Below are 18,054 nucleotides of genomic sequence, written 5' to 3'. Positions count from 1 at the left end.
ACAAATTCCTTAGGCTCAGAGACGTTCGATAATGGTTGCGATGCCCATGCCACCGCCCACACACAAAGTGGCCAGGCCGTAACGCTGGCGCCGAGCGTCCAATTCATCGAGCAGCGTGCCAAGGATCGCGCAACCCGTTGCGCCCAGGGGATGGCCCATGGCAATCGAGCCACCGTTGACGTTGACCCTGGCAGCGTCGATACCCATGTCCTTGATGAACTTGAGCACCACGGAAGCAAAAGCCTCGTTGACTTCAAACAAGTCGATGTCCTCGACCCGCAAGCCGGCCTTGGCCAGGGCTTTACGAGTAGCCGGAGCCGGACCGGTGAGCATGATGGTCGGATCCGTGCTGGTCACCGCCGTGGCAACGATCCGTGCCCGCGGTTGCAGGCCCAGCTCCCGGCCTTTGGACTCGGAGCCGATCAGCATCAGTGCCGCACCGTCGACAATCCCGGAACTGTTGCCCGGCGTATGGACATGATGGATACGTTCGACATGGCTGTAGACCCGCAGCGCCGTCGCATCAAAGCCCATTTGGCCGATCATTTCAAAGCTGGGCTTGAGCTTGCCCAGGCCTTCGAGAGTAGAGTCAGCGCGAATGAACTCGTCTTGATCCAGCAGCACGATGCCGTTCTGGTCCCGCACCGGGATCAGCGATTTAGTGAACGAACCGTCTGATCTCGCCCTCGCCGCTTTCTGCTGTGAGTGCAAGGCAAAGGCATCGACATCTTCACGACTGAAGCCTTCCAGGGTGGCAATCAGGTCGGCGCCGATGCCCTGGGGAGTGAAGTGACTGTGCATATTGGTTTGCGGGTCCAGCACCCAGGCGCCGCCATCGCTGCCCATGGGTACGCGGGACATGGATTCCACGCCGCCGACCACCACAAGGTCCTCAAAGCCGGAACGCACTTTCATCGCCCCGAGGTTGACCGCCTCCAGGCCCGAGGCACAGAACCGGTTGATTTGCACACCGGCAACGCTGATATCCCAGTCGGCCACCAGCGCCGCCGTCTTGGCGATATCGGCCCCCTGGTCACCGACTGGCGTGACACAGCCGAGCACAATGTCATCCACCTGCCGGGTATCCAAGCCGCTACGTTGTTGCAACGCCGTCAGCAAGCCGGCCAGCAGATTTACCGGTTTGACGCTGTGCAAGGCACCATCGGCCTTGCCTTTGCCCCTGGGCGTGCGTATCGCATCAAAGATCAAAGCTTGGGTCATGACGTCCTCGAACCATTGCGCAAAGGAGCTCTCAAGGGGAGAGCCGACCGTGCCCTTACATTAAGCGCCGGGGGGCTGGATTCAATGACCGAAGCGCTCATTGACCTTGACTACCACGCTCAGACGAACGGTAGGAGCCTACCGGAAGTTGTTGATTAATCGTTTTAGCTGTCTAGCCAAGGGCCTGCCACGGAGATGGCTATATGCCTCATAACTTTTCAAAAAGATTTCGATCTAAGTTGATATGAAATGGATCTAAGCCACGAAGCACAAGGGCTCTAAGGTTGAAATTGTAAGAGCAGTAAGAAGCTGCTGCCGGGTCTTGCTGGAGCAGCCGTAAGAAAAGTGCCATGTATTGTCTTTAACGTGGCTACTTGATGGGGAATGCACCGGCGCATTTGACGCTCAGGAATAACAACAAAAGGCAGTCAGCCATGTTCAAACAATCGAAAGTACGCCAGGCGGGGCTCATTCTTTTCGCCACCACCGTAATTCTGATTCTGCCCAATCTGACCAAGATCATCGGGTAACTCGTCCATTCTGTGCCGGTGCTACTGTCGCATCTGCCGCGCAGCCTTTGGCAGCACCTGCCGGGATATGCCTTGAGCATCCCCGTAGCAGGGGCTGTCTTTTTGCGTGACGTTTTTTTGTGATTTTCCGGTATGGTTAGCCCCCTCCCCCCTTTTACATGGGCTTTTCCTTGAAGCAAATCATTGTGCTCGTTGCCTTGATTCTGGCCTTGCCGGCCGGCGCCGCGCAGTTGATCGTCGAGCTGGAGCACACACGCAAAAGCTGGCAGACGGACGAGTTGCTCAAACACCCGAGCGCGCAAACAGTGCACATCGAATCTGATGTTTCCTACAAGCGTGACATGACGTATCGCGCGGTTCCTCTGGCTGACCTACTGCCCGGTATCACTGCGCAAAATCACCTCCAGGCGATCGCCCTCGATGGCTTTGCCGCCGAGCTTGCGGCGGCGCCCCTGCTTGAAAAACATGGTTCACGAGCCTGGCTGGCAGTAGAGGACCCGGCTCACCCGTGGCCTGCGCTGGGCAACAGCCAGCACAGCGCAGGGCCGTTCTATCTGGTCTGGACCAACCCGCAAGCGGGCCAGATCAGCCCCGAACAGTGGCCATTCCAGATATCGGCAATCAAGCAGATGAAAACCGTTTCCGAGCGCTTTCCCGCGTTATTGCCAGACCCGACGTTGGCACCTAACGATCCGGTAAACCGGGGGTTTGCGCTGTTTCAGAAAAACTGCCTGGCGTGCCATCGATTAAATGGTGCGGGAGATGCCCTGGTAGGCCCGGACCTGAATATTCCCTATAGCCCGACCGAGTATTTTCACAGCGACTTCCTCAAACGCTACATCCGCGATCCGCAGAGCCTGCGGCATTGGCCGCAGGCAAAGATGCCGGCCTTTGCCGCCAGTGTGCTGCCGGACACTGACCTGGAACTGCTGGTGGGATACCTCAAGCACATGGCGGGCCGCAAGCAACCCTGAATGCGCTATTGCTGCTGCGCCATAATCACCTGCGCCAGAGCGACAGGTACCTTGGCGTGCATCGGACCATGCCCTCCCCCGCGATGCATATCCTCCTGATAGTCCAGGCCCATCGCCCGCCTTATATCGCGTTCAGGAAGAGCTGGCTGGTTGACCCTGCCGGTCACCCAGGAGTCTTTGGCTCCGCCGCCTTGAGAAGCGTTGACCAGCGAACCTTCACACAGCGCCACTCGGGCCAACCCACCCGGCGCCACACACGCTTCTCGACCGGACAAAAGAAACGCGTCGCCACCGAGAGGGCTATAGATCACATCAACCGCTTTCGGCCCATCGATGGTGTGCATGAACACTCGGTCGTCGCGCACAAACAGATCGGCGCCCTCCACCAGTTCCACTCCCATGGCCTGGGCAATAAATGCGTGTTCGAGGAACGCGCTGTCGAAGCGTCCGGGCGTCAAAAACACCACACAGGGGTTCGCCAGCGGGCTGGAGCGTTTAAGGGTGTCGAGCAGCATGTGGGGATAGTGCTCAATATCGTACATTTCATCGTCACAAGCCCGGGTCATGCCGTACTCCTTGTCGCAAAGCTCTTGCGCAGGTCTATCGCAAGGCCCGTGCCAGCGGCATTCACACCGAGACATCGGTCAGTTGGCTTTAGTCCAGGTCGCCAACGCACCGTCCCGGTGCATTAATCGCCCCAGCGGCTTCCTGCAGGCGCCAATCAGATGCGGGCTGCACCTATCACCTGCATAGCCAGAGTTGATTTCACCGCGTGGCAACAGTTGCGGATAATTGCCCTCATTCGCTGAACAGGATTAGTCCTACAGCATTAGCAATCCAGTTGCCGTTAAATTGGAACAACTGTACCGACCGGTTCTCCTTCTCGACGGTCTTCCCTTCGGCCACCCTGTCTGGGTGGCTTTTTTTTGCGAAATTTTCGCATTGAGTGATGAAATTTACCCGTGCCAGAAACAAAAACGGCCAACCCAAGGGTCAGCCGATACGCTGTGTTTTTCAATGCACAACTACATGGGTAGGCCACGTACCTCCTGCTTCACGCCCCAGCCTTCAATGATCCCGCCCAAGGGCTCGACCACTGCCTCAAAGTCCTGTTCAAAGTCTCCTATGCCGTCGTAGGTCGCGAACATCACTTTGCTCAACTCCAGGAACCATGCACCGTCATCCCGTGCGCTGACCTGGGCATTGATCGACTCTCCACGAAATCGACCCGCGGCCCTGCGCGCCCGCTCCTCATCCGGGAAAATGGCGTAGAACTCAATGGGGTGAAAACGTGAAAAATCAAAGCCGCCCTCTTTCATGCGGCGTAACACGTTGGTGCTGATGTCTTCTTGATAGGCTGTGCTCATGAAACGTCCTCCTAAAACCGATGGATAGACTTTCCGTGCTTCCCAGGACCCGCACATGAACAGCGCGGAATAACGGCAATGACATCGCCGCAGGAAAACAAGCATGTAGCTGACAAGACCAGACCTTAGCGATTCATTCGCTGATCTCTCCTGCAGAGTAGCGCGAAGCTATCACCTCCACCAGAGGCGCTTTAAGGTCGTACAGGAAATATTCAGGAGACAGAGGTAATGCTGAGGATTTGAATGCTGTTCTGGGTTTTCAGACTCTTGACCGTGGGTTCGTCAGCGCGCCCCTCCAGGTCATTGAGGTCCAGTTGGGCGGCTATCGGCAGCAGCTTGGCGCGAATCATTTGCGCAGCTTCTTCGAGGCTGGGCTGTTGTTCGCAGGTGAACTGCTCCACGGACTGATCGCCGTGATCATCAACAAAGGTAACCTGCCACTTTTGCATCAGTGCCTCCTCGATAAAACCCATGGATGGGCTTACCGATATTCGGACCCTGAGGGCTCATGAATCGTTCCGCTCAGGGCCGGAGGCACCGCCTTGACCGTGTTTACTTCTCGGCGCGTTCTTTGAGGGCTTTCAAGGTATTGAAAGGCGCCTCTACCACGAACTTGTTGGCCAACCAGGAAGGTACGCTGCCGCCTGGCTCGGTATGAACCTGATAGGTCACTTCGGTCTGATCGGCGCCTTTGGGCACCAGTGTCCAGAAGCCTTCGACCTGGGCCACACGTACATAGCCTTTTTCTTCCGGTTTGTAGGTGGGGACACCTTTCAGTTTCCGGCTCAGGCTCCCATCGGCGCCTTGGGTCGTGGTGACGTGAATGTAGGAATCACGATCCGTTACCGGGAACGGGGCCTTGAATTGGGTGTAGGTCCAACTCTCGTTACCCTTTTGATCAACCAGCTTCTGTGACTTGCACTCATGAATCCAGGCACAGGCGCCGGCGACGTCTTCCTGCAAAGCCTGGATCTTGGCTAACGGCGCCTTGATTACGGTTACGCCGCGGTAAGCCTTGTACTTGGAGCCCGCCACTTCACTCAAGGAAACCTTGATACCTTCTTCATCCTTGGCAACCTGCCAATCTTCAGCCTGGGCCGCACCAGCAAACAAAACAGTAAAACCGCACAACACAGCCATTCGTTTCAGCGAACTCATTGTTGTCTTCCTTTATTGTTGAAGTTCTGACCTTAAAGCCACTAAGCCGCCGTCATCTGCTCCCACCAGCCGATCAACTTGATCGCTTCTTCCTGGCTGTTGCCACAGACCTCGATATCCGCCGCAAACGCACCACACACAGCAGGCCGCTCAGGCTGGCCAAACAGCTGGCACAGCTGTTCGACAGACAGATGCAGGCACCGTTCGCCCGCAGGCTTGCCATTGGGCATACCGGGTAACGGCGAACTGATGGAGGGGGCAATGCAGCATGCGCCACAGCCTTCACGGCATTTCATGACCAAGAGGTCCTCGACGACAAAGTGTTGATGCAAAGCTAGAGTACGCCCTTAAACATCTGTTTAAAATTGGTCTAACAGGGATTTTTCGCAGAAAACAAAAGTAACCGACCAGTCTGCGACAGATGGTCAGTGGCTCACGTCACAAGGTGAAGAAAATCAATTCCTGAATTCAAAATCCAGCGCCGCACCTTCAACATCGCGTCGCTCTTCGTTGCGCATCTGCAACTGCATTTCGTTGCTGAGCAAACGTCCGTTGATCTGGAACGCGCTGTTATCAATAGGCTTCTCATCAAACATCGGCGGCAATAATGGAACATTGCGCGGCTTTGGCATCGTGCCAAGGGGTTGCAAATGCCTGACCATGTCCTGAGGCAGACTGAGGTCCAACTGCGCAGGCGGCAGTTTGGTGCGGGCCACTTCACGGGCCGACTTGGATTTACTGGCGATCGGTGGCCGCTTCTTCACCGGCTTGGCTTTCCTGACCGGGGCGGCCTTTTTGGGCTGGACGGTTTTTTTCGCGGGTGCCGTTTTTTGCCCGGCATTTGCCGCCACCACACGCTCACTGGCGGGCGCCGCAGACACAGGCGCTGCGTTGCACAGGCTCGCCAGGCAGAACAAAAGCACGGCAGGAAAAATAGAAGTCATATCGCCAACAGCGTTAACGGCAGAAGGCCATATGCTCGCTTGTTGAGCACGGCATGACAAGCGCGGCGATTACCCCCACCTGTACATGCTCGCTTTTATCGGGCATCAAAAACCGCTCGCTGCCTCCTGACATAACTGGCTGGCCAACATTCCCAGAGTCATCAACGCCCGTTCTGCCTCGCGATTCCACGGTGTACCGCAGTTGAGGCGAACACAGTGGTTGAACTGTTCCGTATTACTGAAAATCAGCCCCGGTGCAATGCTGATACCTTGCTGTAAGGCCCGTACATGCAGCTCCTGGGCATTGACCCGCCCCGGCAGGCTGACCCATAGGATAAATCCACCGGTCGGCCGGCTCATCTGGGTACCTTCCGGAAAATACTGCTGTACCGCCAACTGAAAGGCACTGAGATTCTTACGGTACTCCTGGCGGATGTAGCGCAGATGCCGGTCGTAACCACCGTTTTCCAGATACGCCGCCACGCCCATCTGCGTAACGCTGCACGCCGAATGGGTACTGAACATTTGCAGGCGCTGGATCTCCTGCTGGTATTTTCCGGCAATCATCCAGCCAATCCGCACGCCGGGGGACAGCGTCTTGGAAAAGCTGGAGCAATAGATCACACGGTCCAGGCGATCATAAGCTTTCAGCGCCTTGGTACGGCCCAGTTCAAACATCAATTCGCCGTAGATATCGTCTTCGACAATCTGGATGTCGAAGTCCGAAGCCAGGCGCAGCAGCTGTTTCTGCCGCTCTTCGGGCATGGTGCCGCCCAGGGGATTACTCAGGCGCGTGGTCAGTACCAGGGCCTTGATCGACCATTGGTTGGCCGCCAATTGCAGGGCTTCCAGGCTCATCCCCGTGGCCGGATCACTGGGAATTTCGATGACCTTGAGCCCCAGGAGATCGGCCAGTTGCAACAAACCGTAATAGGTCGGCGACTCGGCCGCGATCAGGTCACCGGGACGGGTCAGCACCCGCAACGACATCTGCAGGGCATCGACACAACCGTGGGTAATCACCACTTCAGAAGGGTCTACCACCACTCCGGCATCGCGCATGCGGATCGCCACCTGACGGCGCAACGGCTCGAACCCCGGACTGAACATATAGCTGAACGCCCGCGGGCTCTGGAAGCGCGTAACCTTGGCCAGTTGCTGGTGCAGCGCCCTGACCGGCAGGTAGTCAACGCTTGGCACGGCAGCTCCCAGTGGGAACACCCCCTCGCGGCGAGACTCCACCAATACCTGCTGAATAATGCTGCTGCGGGTTACCAGGCCCGGACGCTCAACGCGGGCGATGTCCGGCGTTGGTGCGGTCAGGGCTGGAGTCTGGTGTACGTAGTACCCGGACTGTGGCCGTGCGCGAATCAGCCCCTGATCCTCGAGATTGGCGTAGGCCTGCAATACCGTGGCGTGGCTGACGTTAAGCTGGGAACTCATCTTGCGCACCGACGGCACGCGCTCACCCGGTTGGTAGACACCACGCCGGATATCCTCAGCCAGTTGCTGAGCGATACGTTGGTACAGCAAGAGGTTGGTCATGACGCAGCACTCGATTTCACGGATATTTTGTTTTTGTGTGAAACATACCGGCACAGTTGAGAAGTGTACGGGGACAGTCGTCACAATAATCGAGGACGAGCGACAGTGATAGAAAAAACTGTAGGGGTTGAGAACTCAATCGCAGGCATTAAAAAACCCGATCAGTGATCGGGTTATAGGCGGCGATGTCCGTGCACAGGAGCGCTTGCACGCGCCTATCCGGTTGGCAAGTGGTTATCCACGGGCGGCGCCCAATTGGCCCTTTTCGTCGGAGAATACAATTTCGACCCGGCGATTCTGGGCGCGCCCTCGCTCCGAGGCGTTCGCCTCCACCGGATACTGATCACCGTAGCCTTCCACCTGGATGCGTTTTTCATCGATCCCAAGGTCTACCAGTACATCTGCGACCGCCTGGGCACGATCCCGGGACAGCTTGAGGTTTTCCTGCTCGCCACCGGTACTGTCGGTGTAACCCTCGATACGTACCACGCGCTTGGGGTTCAGTTGCAGAAACTGGACGATTTTCAAGACAGCTCGATTGGCGGAGTTTTTCAGTTCCACTTCGCCGGTGTCGAACAGCACGTCGCCCAGCGTCATCACCAGGCCGCGATCCGTCTGGGTGGTCAGGCTGGCAATCTGTTCTTCGAGCCACTTGCCCTGTTGCTGTACGCTCAGCAGCTTGGTTTCACGCAGGGCCAGTTGCAGACGCAGGCGCTCCAGTTCGAGCTTGGCACCGCGCTCCTCATTGAGCACCAGATCGGTATGTTCCCGGGCAATCGCGCTGTAGCGCTGGCTCAGGTAAGCATAGTGCTCAACGTCGGCGCCACTGCCCCAGTAGCTGGAAAGACGGTCGGCCCGGGCCAGGGACTCACCCGCACGGATCACATCCTTGGGGGCGATACGCAATACATTGGAATCTTCCTTGACCTTCTGGAAGTCATTGCTGGCCTGTTGCAACGCATTGGCGCGGTCGGGATGGCTGGCACAACCGCCGAGCGCCACGCTGCCCAGCAACAGCCCGCAGCCCAAGCCTCGAATCAGCAGGCTCATTGGGCATCTCCCAACTGTTTGCGCAAGCGCGTGATGCGCGTGTCGAGCACGTTCAATTGTTCCTGGCTCTTTTGCGTCAGTACCCGTGCTTCAGCCAAACGGGCATCCAGCTCGGCTTGTTCAGCCTGCATGCGCGCATCCTTGTAGGACTCATCCGCCATGTCAGCCTTGGCCTGGGCGTATTTGCCCTCGGCCAGTTTCAGCTCCGGCGTTTCATCGGCGGCGGCGCCGACAGCCATGGCTTGTTCCAGCGCCTGCTGGGTCAGGCGCATCTGTTCATTCGGCGCAGGATCTGCGGCACAGCCCGCCAGCGTTACAACGGCGAGGGCCGCGAAAAGAGGTCGAATAGTCACTAAAAATCCCTACTTTGTTGGGGTACCGACGGGTTGCTGCAATTGCAGTTTCCAGCGTTCGATATTGCGCTGCAGCGCAGCTTCCGTCAGGTCGGACGAAGACAATTCTGTCATCTTTTTAGCAAGCTGTCCGCGCAACCACGGATCATTGCAGGCCGAGTTGTGGGAAATGGCCAGGTACAGACCCGGTTGATCCACAGGCAATTCACGCGCTATCAGGTCATTGCTCATGCCCAGGGTCTGGGCCAAGGCTGCACCGGAATAACGTCCGGCGAGCACGTAGTCGACCTCACTCAACAACAGTTTTTGAAAAGCCTGGGTCAGGGTGGGCGTGCGCTCCAACGTCAATTGCCCGGTGGCGAAAGCTTCGAAGCCAGCAGTCAAGCGCGCTCTTTGCGATACGGCGCCCTTGTGTCCCTGCAAGTCGTCGGCGACGTTGTAGGCTAACTCCGAATCCTTGCGAGTCCAGACCTGATACTGCGCCTGTATCAGCGCCGGGTGAATATAGTCCAGGGCTTCCAGCTCGCTCACACTCAGCGGGGCATCGGCGAGCAGGTCCATGCGCCCGCTGCGTACCTCATCCAGGGCCTGGGATCGTTTGCCACCGTACAGCAGATCGATTTTCAACCCCAACTCCTTGGCCACTTGCTGCAGCACATCGGCATTGGCGCCGATCAAACGGGTTGGGTCCTGGGGATCACGCCACAGATAGGGTGGCGCATCCGGGCTGCCGGTCACCACCAGGCGCTCGCACTTGCCGGCGGCCACAGACAAGGTCGGTAGCAGCGTCAGGCCCAGCAATACAGTCCAGGTGCGCAGTTCCATGGCAGGGTTCTCCGATCAAAAAATGGCGTGCAAAAAAAGCCCGGTCAAGGACCGGGCTCTTTATAAGTGAAGCGGCTGGATTAGACCAGCTTCTCCAACTCTGGTACGGCTTCGAACAAGTCGGCCACCAGGCCGTAATCGGCCACCTGGAAGATCGGCGCTTCTTCGTCCTTGTTGATCGCAACGATCACTTTGGAGTCTTTCATACCGGCCAGGTGCTGGATCGCGCCGGAGATACCGACGGCGATGTACAGCTGTGGCGCAACAATCTTGCCGGTCTGACCGACCTGCATGTCGTTGGGTACAAAACCTGCGTCGACGGCAGCGCGGGAAGCGCCGACCGCAGCTCCCAGCTTGTCGGCCAGGGCGTACAGGTGCTTGAAGTTGTCACCGTTCTGCATGCCACGGCCGCCCGAAACGACGATCTTGGCAGCGGTCAGCTCGGGACGGTCGGACTTGGCCAGCTCTTCACCAACAAAGCTGGACGTACCTGCGTCATGGGCAGCCGCGACAGCTTCAACAGCCGCCGAACCACCTTCGCCAGCAACCGGGTCGAACCCGGTGGCACGTACGGTGATGACTTTTACCGAAGCGGTCGATTGCACGGTGGCAATGGCGTTACCGGCGTAGATCGGGCGCTTGAAGGTATCGGCGCTTTCTACCGAGATGATCTCGGAGATCTGGTCAACGTCCAACAGCGCAGCAACGCGTGGCAGGATGTTCTTGCCGTTGGAGGTGGCGGCAGCCAGGATGTGGCTGTAGCCCTTGCCCAACTCGGCAACCAGAGGCGCAACGTTTTCCGGTAACTGATGCGCGTAAGCGGCATTGTCAGCGTTCAGGATTTTGCTCACGCCTGCGATTTTCGCAGCGGCTTCAGCCACGGCGCCAGCGCCTTGGCCTGCAACCAGCACGTGGATATCGCCACCGATTTTGGCGGCAGCAGCCACGGTGTTCAGGGTGGCCGGGGCCAGCACCTTGTTATCGTGTTCGGCGATTACGAGGATAGTCATGATCAGATCACCTTCGCTTCGTTTTTCAGTTTCTCGACCAGTTCAGCCACCGACTTGACCTTGATGCCCGCGCTGCGTGCAGCCGGTGCTTCAACCTTGACGGTCTTGTTGGTGGAGGCGGTGGAAACGCCCAAAGCGTCCGGAGTCAGCACTTCAAGAGGCTTCTTCTTGGCTTTCATGATGTTTGGCAGGGACGCGTAGCGCGGCTCGTTCAAACGCAGGTCGGTGGTGACGATCGCCGGCAGTTTCAGGGAAACCGTCTGCGCGCCGCCGTCGATTTCGCGGATCACGGCAACGCTGTCGCCGCTCACTTCCACCTTGGAGGCGAAGGTGCCCTGGCCGTAACCAGTCAGTGCAGCCAGCATCTGGCCAGTCTGGTTGTTGTCGCTGTCGATGGCCTGTTTGCCCAGGATCACCAACTGAGGTTGTTCCTTGTCGACAACGGCTTTCAACAGCTTGGCAACGGCCAGCGAGGTCAGCTCTTCAGCGGATTCGACGAGAACGGCACGATCAGCACCCAGCGCCAAGGCAGTACGCAACTGCTCTTGAGCTGTGGTCGGACCGATGGAAACCACGACGATTTCAGTCGCAACGCCTTTCTCTTTCAGGCGTACGGCTTCTTCCACGGCGATTTCGCAGAACGGGTTCATCGACATTTTGACGTTAGCGAGATCGACGCCGGAATTGTCCGCCTTGACGCGAACTTTCACGTTGTAATCGACAACGCGTTTGACAGCTACAAGAACCTTCATGGATTCCTCGTTACTCTCCGGTGAAAAGGAAGCCGCCCGGATAAACCTGGCGGTAGATACTCAACGGCACACAAGGGCACCTCTAAAAACGCAGGCGGTCATGACAGGTAACGTTGCATGCCTTGAATAATAAAGACCGTTCGTCAGGGGTGACCGACAAGTCATTTATCGTCGCAACGTGTAAACTGCACGCCAGCATTACGTGCGCGTCAACCTGCATGGCTATTACCTTGCCTTTGGAGGTGGCCTTGAAACCGGCAGTCCGCCTACGGGAAGCGCAAAACCGACCGTATATTGACCGGAACACCTATTCCGGTCAATACGGCAAAATGGTCAGTCATAAGCCGCGCTGCTTTGATTTATCTAGCTTGCAGGCAATTCAAACAAACGTTTGTATTGGACGCTGAGAGTGGTGTAGATATAATGCGCCGCCTAGAGAGAAAGGTGGGTCGCCTTGCGCTATTGCATAAGATTCATGCAGGCAATGAGGGCTGAAACACCGAACCTCCACCCATTAGAAAAAAAACTGTAGAGCCTTGAGTAGGAGATAGCCTGTGGAACGCGAATACATGGAATTCGACGTGGTCATCGTCGGCGCTGGCCCGGCTGGCCTGTCTGCCGCCTGCCGCCTGAAGCAGAAGGCCGCCGAAGCCGGTAAGGAAATCAGCGTCTGCGTGGTCGAAAAAGGCTCCGAAGTCGGCGCTCACATCCTGTCCGGCGCCGTGTTCGAGCCACGGGCCCTGAACGAACTGTTCCCTGACTGGAAAGAACTCGGCGCCCCGCTCAACACCCCGGTGGTGCGCGATGACATCTATGTGCTGCGCAACGAAGAAGCCTCTACCAAGGTGCCGGACTTCTTTGTGCCCAAGACCATGCACAACGAAGGCAACTACATTATCTCCCTGGGTAACCTGTGCCGCTGGCTGGCCCAGCAGGCCGAGAACCTGGGCGTGGAAATCTACCCGGGTTTTGCCGCCCAGGAAGCCCTGTTCGACGAAAATGGCGTAGTGCGCGGGATCATCACCGGTGATCTTGGCGTCGACCGTGAAGGTCAGCCTAAAGAAGGCCTCTACACCCCGGGCATGGAATTGCGTGGCAAGTACACACTGTTCGCCGAAGGTTGCCGTGGCCACATCGGCAAGCAACTGATCCAACGCTTCAACCTGGACAGCGACGCCGACGCCCAACACTACGGTATCGGTTTGAAAGAAATCTGGGAAATCGACCCGGCCAAGCATCAGCCAGGCCTGGTGGTCCACACCGCCGGCTGGCCGTTGGACATCATGAGCAGCGAGAACACCGGCGGATCGTTCCTCTACCATTTGGAAAACAACCAAGTAGTCGTCGGCCTGATCGTTGACCTGTCTTACAGCAACACGTTCCTGTCGCCGTTCGATGAGTTCCAGCGCCTCAAGCATCACCCGGTGCTCAAGCAATATCTGGAAGGCGGCAAGCGCATCAGCTACGGCGCGCGCGCCATCTGCAAAGGTGGCCTGAACTCCCTGCCCAAGATGGTATTCAAGGGCGGCGCGCTGATCGGTTGCGATCTCGGCACCTTGAACTTCGCCAAGATCAAGGGCAGCCACACCGCCATGAAGTCCGGCATGCTCGCCGCTGACGCCGTGGCTGATCGCTTGTTCGCCGAGTCCGAAGGCGGCGACGAACTGACCGCTTACGTCGACAGCTTCAAGTCCAGCTGGCTCTACGAAGAACTGTTCGCCACCCGTAACTTCGGTCCGGCAATGCACAAGTTCGGTCCGATCGTCGGTGCCGGTTTCAACTGGTTCGACCAGAACATCCTCGGCGGCAAGATGCCGTTCACCCTGCACGACACCAAGCCGGACTACGCCTGCCTCAAGTTGGCCAAGGACAGCAAGAAAATCGACTATCCGAAACCTGACGGCAAGCTGAGCTTCGACAAGCTGAGCTCGGTGTTCCTCTCCAGCACCAACCACGAAGAGGAACAGCCGTGCCACTTGAAGCTCAAGGACCCAAGCATCCCGATCGGCACCAACTTGCCGCTCTACGATGAACCGGCGCAGCGCTACTGCCCTGCCGGCGTGTATGAAGTGATCACCAAGGAAGACGGCGAGAAGCGCTTCCAGATCAACGCCCAGAACTGCGTGCACTGCAAGACCTGTGACATCAAGGATCCTTCGCAGAACATTACCTGGGTAACTCCCGAGGGCGCGGGCGGGCCGACGTACCCGAACATGTAAGTCTGCTGCTTAAAAAGGCCCGAAACAGGGCCTTTTTTTCGGCCAACATAAATCAAATGTGGGAACGGGCTTGCTCGCTCCCACATTTCTGGGTTGTGTTTTGCCTGGATAACTATGCCGCTCGCTCCTCTCCCGGGTTACGCAGGAAGTAGCGTTTGTATTCGCGACTGAACTGCGACGTACTCTGATACCCCACGTTATGTGCCGCCTGTGCCACTCCCATCCCATCTACCAACAGCAACTGCTGGGCCTTGAGCAGCCGTAGACGCTTGAGGTACTGCACCGGCGACAACAGCGTGCAGCGCTTGAAGTGCTCATGAAAGGTGGACGCGCTCATGTTGGCGTAACCGGCGAGGGTCTCGATATTAAGTGGCTCGGCGTAATGGGCATGCAGGTGACTCAACGACGTGGCGATCCGCGAGAACTGCCCCTGTTGCTCGACAAGCGCCCGCAACACGTCCGCCTGGGGCCCGCGTAAAGCGGTGAACAGCAACTCGCGCACCCGTGCCGGGCCCAATATCCGGCTTTCCAGCGGATCGTGCAGGCACTGCAACAAACGTTCGACGCAGCCACGCATGGCGTCATCCAGCACCACCGAACTCATCGACGCCAACGTCTGCGCCGCCGGCGGCGGGCCCGGTTGAATCCCCATGGCCATGACCAACTCACCCAGAACCACCCGATCAATGCCCACGGTCACACCCAACAGCGGCGCATTCGCCAAGGCAAAAGTCTCGCATTCAAAAGGCACGGGCATCGCCTGGATCAGGTAGTGCCCGGCGCCATATTCCAGAGTCCTAGGACCCAGATACGCGACTTTGCTGCCCTGGGCGACAATCATCAGGCTCGGCTCGTAGATCTGCGGTCCGCGTGCCACATCGCAGCTGGCACGCAACACCTGCACGCCGGGCAGGTTCGTGGGGGAGAATCCATCGCCGGGTGTCAGCGGTTCGATCAGTGCGACCAGCGCGGCATTGGCATCGAGGTGACGGGTCAACAACATAAAGGCAACTCTCGGGAAGTGCATCAACCGTACAGTGTGATAAGCATCAAGTTGCAAGCCACACACTGCAAGAACGTGCGCAGTTTATAGCTTGCTGCTTGAGGCTTGACGCTTTTAGCGGCTCCTCCGGAGCTTTAGGCATAAGACTCGGAGCAATCGCCATGGCCGCGCCGGATGCCGACACGGAAAATGGCCCACCTCACTTGTCACTGCTTTTGCGAGGTTCATCATGTACACCGCCATCGGTTACGCCGCTCAGTCGGCCACCACTCCCCTCGCCCCCATGTCCTTCGAGCGCCGCAGCCCGCGCGCCGATGACGTGGCGATTGAAATCCTGTACTGCGGCGTCTGCCACTCCGATATCCACCAGGCCCGCAACGAATGGGGCATCGCTGTGTATCCGTTGATGCCGGGTCACGAGATTGTCGGCAAGGTAACGGCCGTCGGCGCCAACGTCAGCGCACACAAGATCGGCGATTTGGTAGGTGTGGGTTGCATGGTCGACTCGTGCCGCCACTGCGAGGCGTGCAAGTCGGACCTGGAGCAATATTGCCTCGAAGGCCCGACCATGACCTACGCCACTCCGGACCGGGTCGACGGTAGCAACACCATGGGCGGCTACTCCGACAGCATCGTGGTCAGCGAGCACTTTGTGGTGAAGATCCCGGCCAGCCTCGACCCCGCCAGCGCCGCGCCGATCCTCTGTGCAGGTATCACCACCTACTCGCCGCTCAAGCACTACGGCGTCAAGGCCGGCGACAAGGTCGGCGTGCTCGGCATGGGTGGCCTGGGTCATATGGGCATCAAGTTCGCCAAGGCCATGGGCGCCGAAGTCACGCTGTTCACCCGCTCCGCCAGCAAGGCTGAAGAAGGTCGTCGCCAGGGCGCCGATCACGTGATCGTGTCCACCGACGCCGAGCAAATGAAGGCTGCCGCCGGACACTTCGACTTCCTGCTCGATACCATTCCGGTACAGCACGACCTCAATCCCTACCTAGACACCCTGCGCTTTGACGGCGTACATATCCTGGTAGGCCTGATCGAACCCGTGGACCCGCCCGTCCACGCCGCCAAGCTGGTATTGGGCCGCAAAGTGCTGGCCGGGTCGTTGATCGGCGGCATTGCCGAAACCCAGGAAGTCCTGGATTTCTGCGCCGAGCACGGGATCACCTGCGACATTGAAATGCTCGACATCCGCCAAATCAATGAAGCCTACGCCCGCATGATCGCAGGCGATGTGAAATACCGTTTCGTGATCGACATGGCGACCTTGAAGGCCTGATCAGGCCTTCGCGCCCAACTCCGCTGACAGCCTTGCTGCGACCTGTTTGATCACGGGAATCAGCTCGGCCATTTTTTCCAGCGGCATATAGGGCACGGTACTGGCGATGCTGATGCCGGCGACAATGCGCCGGCTGGCATCGCGTACCGGTGCCGCGACACAACGGATCGACGGTTCGTTGTCTTCCAGATCAAATGCATAGCCACCCGTCACATAGTCGCGCATGCGTTGCTCGAACTGTGCCCAGGATTGTTCCGGGTGCTGCGGCCATTGCAGGTTTTTCCCGCCCGCCGGCAAACTCACTTCATACAAGCGTTGCCATTCTTCCTGCGAGTCATCAAGCAGCAGCGCCTTGCCGATGCCAGTGCGCGCCAGCGGCATGCGATGGCCTACCCGCGAGCGCATTTCCGGACCATTTCGCCCCGGGTTCTTGTGCAGGTACAACACGTCGTCGTATTCGCGAATCGCCAGGTGGATGGTGTCACCGGTCAGCGCCGACAATTCGTCCAGATAGGGTATCGCCAGCGTCACCAGCGGCAACTCTTCACGCGCCTGGAAGCCCAGTTCGATCAGCTTCGGGCCCAGCAGATAACCCACCTGCGGCACGACGCGCAGGTAACGCTCGTCCACCAGGCAACTGGCCAGACGGTGAGTGGTGCTACGGGTAGTGCCGATGCGCCGGGCAATTTCCTTGAGGTCCCGTGCGCCGGCCGCAACCGCTTGCACCACGCCGAGGCCACGGAGCAGGGTTTGCGTGCCGGTGGGGGCCGCATCTTTGACGGGGGTGTGGGCGTTTTCCTGCATGTGGGGCCTATAGGGAAGTACGAAAACCAGCGGCATTATGACTGAATCAGCGCTGCTTCATCCTGTCGATTATCACCGCCAGCAGCAGGATCGAACCGCGAATTACATATTGGTAGAAGGTGTCGATGTTCTTCAGGTTCATCGCATTCTCGATAATCGCCAGGATCAACACCCCGGCAATCACATGACGGATCATGCCGATACCACCACTGAGCGATACCCCGCCCAGCACGCAGGCCGAAATCACCGTCAACTCGAAGCCCTGGCCGATCATCGGCTGGCCCGAGGTCATGCGTGAAGCCAGGATCACTCCGGCCAATGCGCCAATCACGCCGTGGACGGCAAAGATGATGATCTTGGTGCGATCGACATTCACCCCCGCCAGCAGCGCCGCTTCCTGGTTGCCGCCGATAGCCATGGTGTTGCGCCCGTAGGTGGTGTAGTTCAACAACCAACCGAAAAACATGAAGCACACAATGGTGATCAGGATCGGCACCGGCACGCCCAGCAACTGCCCGTTGCCAAATACAAAGAACTGCTCCTGGGACACTCCGACCGCCTTGCCATCGGCAAAGATGTAAGCCAGGCCACGCACGATCTGCATGGTCGCCAGCGTGGTGATCAAGGCGTTGACTCGCAGCTTGGCGATCACGATTCCGTTGATCAGCCCAACGACGAGGCCCATCAACAATGCCGCGCCGATCCCCAGCATGACGCTGTCGGTATCGCGCATCACGATCGCCGCCACCACCCCGGCACAAGCAATCACCGAGCCGACTGACAAGTCGAAATGCCCTGATGCCAGGCAATACAACATCGTGCAGGCTGCGATGCCGACAGTGGAGATTGCCAGGCCCAGCCCGCGCATGTTCAGCGGCGACAGGAAGTTATCAACGAGCAACGCACAGAGTAAAAAAATCACCGCGGCGGCCATCAGCATCGCCCAATTGTCGAGCACGCCGCGCAGGTCCAAGGGTTTGCGCATCGTCGGCAACCCATTGTTTTGACTTGTCATAT

The 18,054-nt window shown here is 58.2% G+C and carries 18 protein-coding genes and 1 pseudogene; 3 read left to right on the top strand and 16 right to left on the bottom strand.

From position 1 onward, the window contains the following. Window positions 1-15 precede the first annotated feature (15 nt). Window positions 16-1,221, bottom strand: a complete 1,206-nt coding sequence (locus tag OQ460_RS07225) for an acetyl-CoA C-acetyltransferase (protein WP_410021167.1) — start codon at window positions 1,219-1,221, stop codon at window positions 16-18. 688 nt (window positions 1,222-1,909) lie between these two features. On the opposite strand from OQ460_RS07225, the gene OQ460_RS07220 reads away from it, so the two are divergent. Continuing rightward, window positions 1,910-2,725, top strand: coding sequence for a c-type cytochrome (locus OQ460_RS07220; protein ID WP_410021166.1), 816 nt, complete (start codon window positions 1,910-1,912; stop codon window positions 2,723-2,725). 131 nt (window positions 2,726-2,856) lie between these two features. Here the strand turns inward: OQ460_RS07220 and OQ460_RS07215 are convergent. The 12 genes and pseudogenes from OQ460_RS07215 to OQ460_RS07160 form a co-directional block, all read right to left on the bottom strand. Continuing rightward, a pseudogene (locus tag OQ460_RS07215) lies at window positions 2,857-3,258 on the bottom strand (circularly permuted type 2 ATP-grasp protein); the annotation flags it as partial. Window positions 3,259-3,750: 492 nt separating this feature from the next. Next, window positions 3,751-4,092, bottom strand: a complete 342-nt coding sequence (locus tag OQ460_RS07210) for a ribonuclease E inhibitor RraB (protein ID WP_410021165.1) — start codon at window positions 4,090-4,092, stop codon at window positions 3,751-3,753. A gap of 212 nt (window positions 4,093-4,304) precedes the next feature. Then, window positions 4,305-4,565, bottom strand: coding sequence for a hypothetical protein (locus OQ460_RS07205; RefSeq protein WP_410021164.1), 261 nt, complete (start codon window positions 4,563-4,565; stop codon window positions 4,305-4,307). 79 nt (window positions 4,566-4,644) lie between these two features. Continuing rightward, the gene (locus OQ460_RS07200) at window positions 4,645-5,250 is read right to left on the bottom strand and encodes an START domain-containing protein (RefSeq protein WP_410021163.1); all 606 of its coding nucleotides are present in this window, start codon (window positions 5,248-5,250) and stop codon (window positions 4,645-4,647) included. A gap of 41 nt (window positions 5,251-5,291) precedes the next feature. Further along, on the bottom strand, window positions 5,292-5,546 hold the full coding sequence (locus tag OQ460_RS07195) for a YkgJ family cysteine cluster protein (protein WP_410021162.1): 255 nt from the start codon (window positions 5,544-5,546) through the stop codon (window positions 5,292-5,294). A 159-nt stretch (window positions 5,547-5,705) separates the two neighbouring features. Further along, window positions 5,706-6,194 (bottom strand): translation initiation factor 2, encoded by a 489-nt coding sequence (locus tag OQ460_RS07190; RefSeq protein WP_410021161.1) that lies wholly within the window; start codon window positions 6,192-6,194, stop codon window positions 5,706-5,708. A gap of 105 nt (window positions 6,195-6,299) precedes the next feature. Further along, on the bottom strand, window positions 6,300-7,739 hold the full coding sequence (locus OQ460_RS07185) for a PLP-dependent aminotransferase family protein (protein ID WP_410021160.1): 1,440 nt from the start codon (window positions 7,737-7,739) through the stop codon (window positions 6,300-6,302). Between the two features lie 234 nt (window positions 7,740-7,973). After that, on the bottom strand, window positions 7,974-8,789 hold the full coding sequence (locus OQ460_RS07180) for an OmpA family protein (RefSeq protein ID WP_410021159.1): 816 nt from the start codon (window positions 8,787-8,789) through the stop codon (window positions 7,974-7,976). Then, a complete protein-coding gene (locus OQ460_RS07175; protein ID WP_410021158.1) occupies window positions 8,786-9,142 on the bottom strand; it encodes a DUF4398 domain-containing protein in 357 nt (118 codons plus the stop codon). Before OQ460_RS07175 ends, OQ460_RS07180 begins: the two co-directional genes overlap by 4 nt. A 9-nt stretch (window positions 9,143-9,151) precedes the next feature. Continuing rightward, the gene (locus tag OQ460_RS07170; RefSeq protein ID WP_410021157.1) at window positions 9,152-9,967 is read right to left on the bottom strand and encodes a substrate-binding periplasmic protein; all 816 of its coding nucleotides are present in this window, start codon (window positions 9,965-9,967) and stop codon (window positions 9,152-9,154) included. Between the two features lie 80 nt (window positions 9,968-10,047). After that, window positions 10,048-10,977, bottom strand: a complete 930-nt coding sequence (locus OQ460_RS07165) for an electron transfer flavoprotein subunit alpha/FixB family protein (RefSeq protein WP_410021156.1) — start codon at window positions 10,975-10,977, stop codon at window positions 10,048-10,050. Window positions 10,978-10,979: 2 nt separating this feature from the next. After that, a complete protein-coding gene (locus tag OQ460_RS07160; RefSeq protein ID WP_410021155.1) occupies window positions 10,980-11,729 on the bottom strand; it encodes an electron transfer flavoprotein subunit beta/FixA family protein in 750 nt (249 codons plus the stop codon). A gap of 554 nt (window positions 11,730-12,283) precedes the next feature. On the opposite strand from OQ460_RS07160, the gene OQ460_RS07155 reads away from it, so the two are divergent. After that, complete coding sequence (locus OQ460_RS07155; RefSeq protein ID WP_410021154.1) at window positions 12,284-13,948, top strand: electron transfer flavoprotein-ubiquinone oxidoreductase; 1,665 nt, start codon at window positions 12,284-12,286, stop codon at window positions 13,946-13,948. Window positions 13,949-14,060: 112 nt separating this feature from the next. On the opposite strand, the gene OQ460_RS07150 is transcribed toward OQ460_RS07155, so the two are convergent. After that, window positions 14,061-14,951 (bottom strand): AraC family transcriptional regulator, encoded by an 891-nt coding sequence (locus OQ460_RS07150; protein WP_410021153.1) that lies wholly within the window; start codon window positions 14,949-14,951, stop codon window positions 14,061-14,063. A gap of 229 nt (window positions 14,952-15,180) precedes the next feature. Here OQ460_RS07150 and OQ460_RS07145 point away from each other — a divergent pair, with 229 nt between their 5' ends. Next, window positions 15,181-16,233, top strand: coding sequence for an NAD(P)-dependent alcohol dehydrogenase (locus tag OQ460_RS07145; RefSeq protein ID WP_410021152.1), 1,053 nt, complete (start codon window positions 15,181-15,183; stop codon window positions 16,231-16,233). Here OQ460_RS07145 and OQ460_RS07140 read toward each other — a convergent pair whose 3' ends face one another. After that, complete coding sequence (locus OQ460_RS07140) at window positions 16,234-17,037, bottom strand: IclR family transcriptional regulator (protein WP_410021942.1); 804 nt, start codon at window positions 17,035-17,037, stop codon at window positions 16,234-16,236. Between the two features lie 46 nt (window positions 17,038-17,083). After that, window positions 17,084-18,052 (bottom strand): L-arabinose ABC transporter permease AraH, encoded by a 969-nt coding sequence (gene araH / locus OQ460_RS07135; protein WP_410021151.1) that lies wholly within the window; start codon window positions 18,050-18,052, stop codon window positions 17,084-17,086. Window positions 18,053-18,054 lie beyond the last annotated feature (2 nt).

The sequence above is a fragment of the Pseudomonas imrae genome, from assembly GCF_046352735.2.
Taxonomy (GTDB): domain Bacteria; phylum Pseudomonadota; class Gammaproteobacteria; order Pseudomonadales; family Pseudomonadaceae; genus Aquipseudomonas; species Aquipseudomonas imrae.
Note: the sequence above shows the minus strand (reverse complement) of the source record. Positions and strands in the feature narration are given on the sequence as shown.

Coding starts and splice junctions, on each gene's coding strand:
- OQ460_RS07220 (WP_410021166.1), top strand. CDS start 1,910: ATGGGCTTTTCCTTGAAGCAAATCATTGTGCTCGTTGCCTTGATTCTG.
- OQ460_RS07180 (WP_410021159.1), bottom strand. CDS start 8,789: ATGAGCCTGCTGATTCGAGGCTTGGGCTGCGGGCTGTTGCTGGGCAGC.
- OQ460_RS07185 (WP_410021160.1), bottom strand. CDS start 7,739: ATGACCAACCTCTTGCTGTACCAACGTATCGCTCAGCAACTGGCTGAG.
- araH (WP_410021151.1), bottom strand. CDS start 18,052: ATGACAAGTCAAAACAATGGGTTGCCGACGATGCGCAAACCCTTGGAC.
- OQ460_RS07200 (WP_410021163.1), bottom strand. CDS start 5,250: ATGAGTTCGCTGAAACGAATGGCTGTGTTGTGCGGTTTTACTGTTTTG.
- OQ460_RS07190 (WP_410021161.1), bottom strand. CDS start 6,194: ATGACTTCTATTTTTCCTGCCGTGCTTTTGTTCTGCCTGGCGAGCCTG.
- OQ460_RS07170 (WP_410021157.1), bottom strand. CDS start 9,967: ATGGAACTGCGCACCTGGACTGTATTGCTGGGCCTGACGCTGCTACCG.
- OQ460_RS07145 (WP_410021152.1), top strand. CDS start 15,181: ATGTACACCGCCATCGGTTACGCCGCTCAGTCGGCCACCACTCCCCTC.
- OQ460_RS07140 (WP_410021942.1), bottom strand. CDS start 17,037: ATGCAGGAAAACGCCCACACCCCCGTCAAAGATGCGGCCCCCACCGGC.
- OQ460_RS07165 (WP_410021156.1), bottom strand. CDS start 10,977: ATGACTATCCTCGTAATCGCCGAACACGATAACAAGGTGCTGGCCCCG.
- OQ460_RS07160 (WP_410021155.1), bottom strand. CDS start 11,729: ATGAAGGTTCTTGTAGCTGTCAAACGCGTTGTCGATTACAACGTGAAA.
- OQ460_RS07150 (WP_410021153.1), bottom strand. CDS start 14,951: ATGTTGTTGACCCGTCACCTCGATGCCAATGCCGCGCTGGTCGCACTG.
- OQ460_RS07210 (WP_410021165.1), bottom strand. CDS start 4,092: ATGAGCACAGCCTATCAAGAAGACATCAGCACCAACGTGTTACGCCGC.
- OQ460_RS07225 (WP_410021167.1), bottom strand. CDS start 1,221: ATGACCCAAGCTTTGATCTTTGATGCGATACGCACGCCCAGGGGCAAA.
- OQ460_RS07205 (WP_410021164.1), bottom strand. CDS start 4,565: ATGGGTTTTATCGAGGAGGCACTGATGCAAAAGTGGCAGGTTACCTTT.
- OQ460_RS07195 (WP_410021162.1), bottom strand. CDS start 5,546: ATGAAATGCCGTGAAGGCTGTGGCGCATGCTGCATTGCCCCCTCCATC.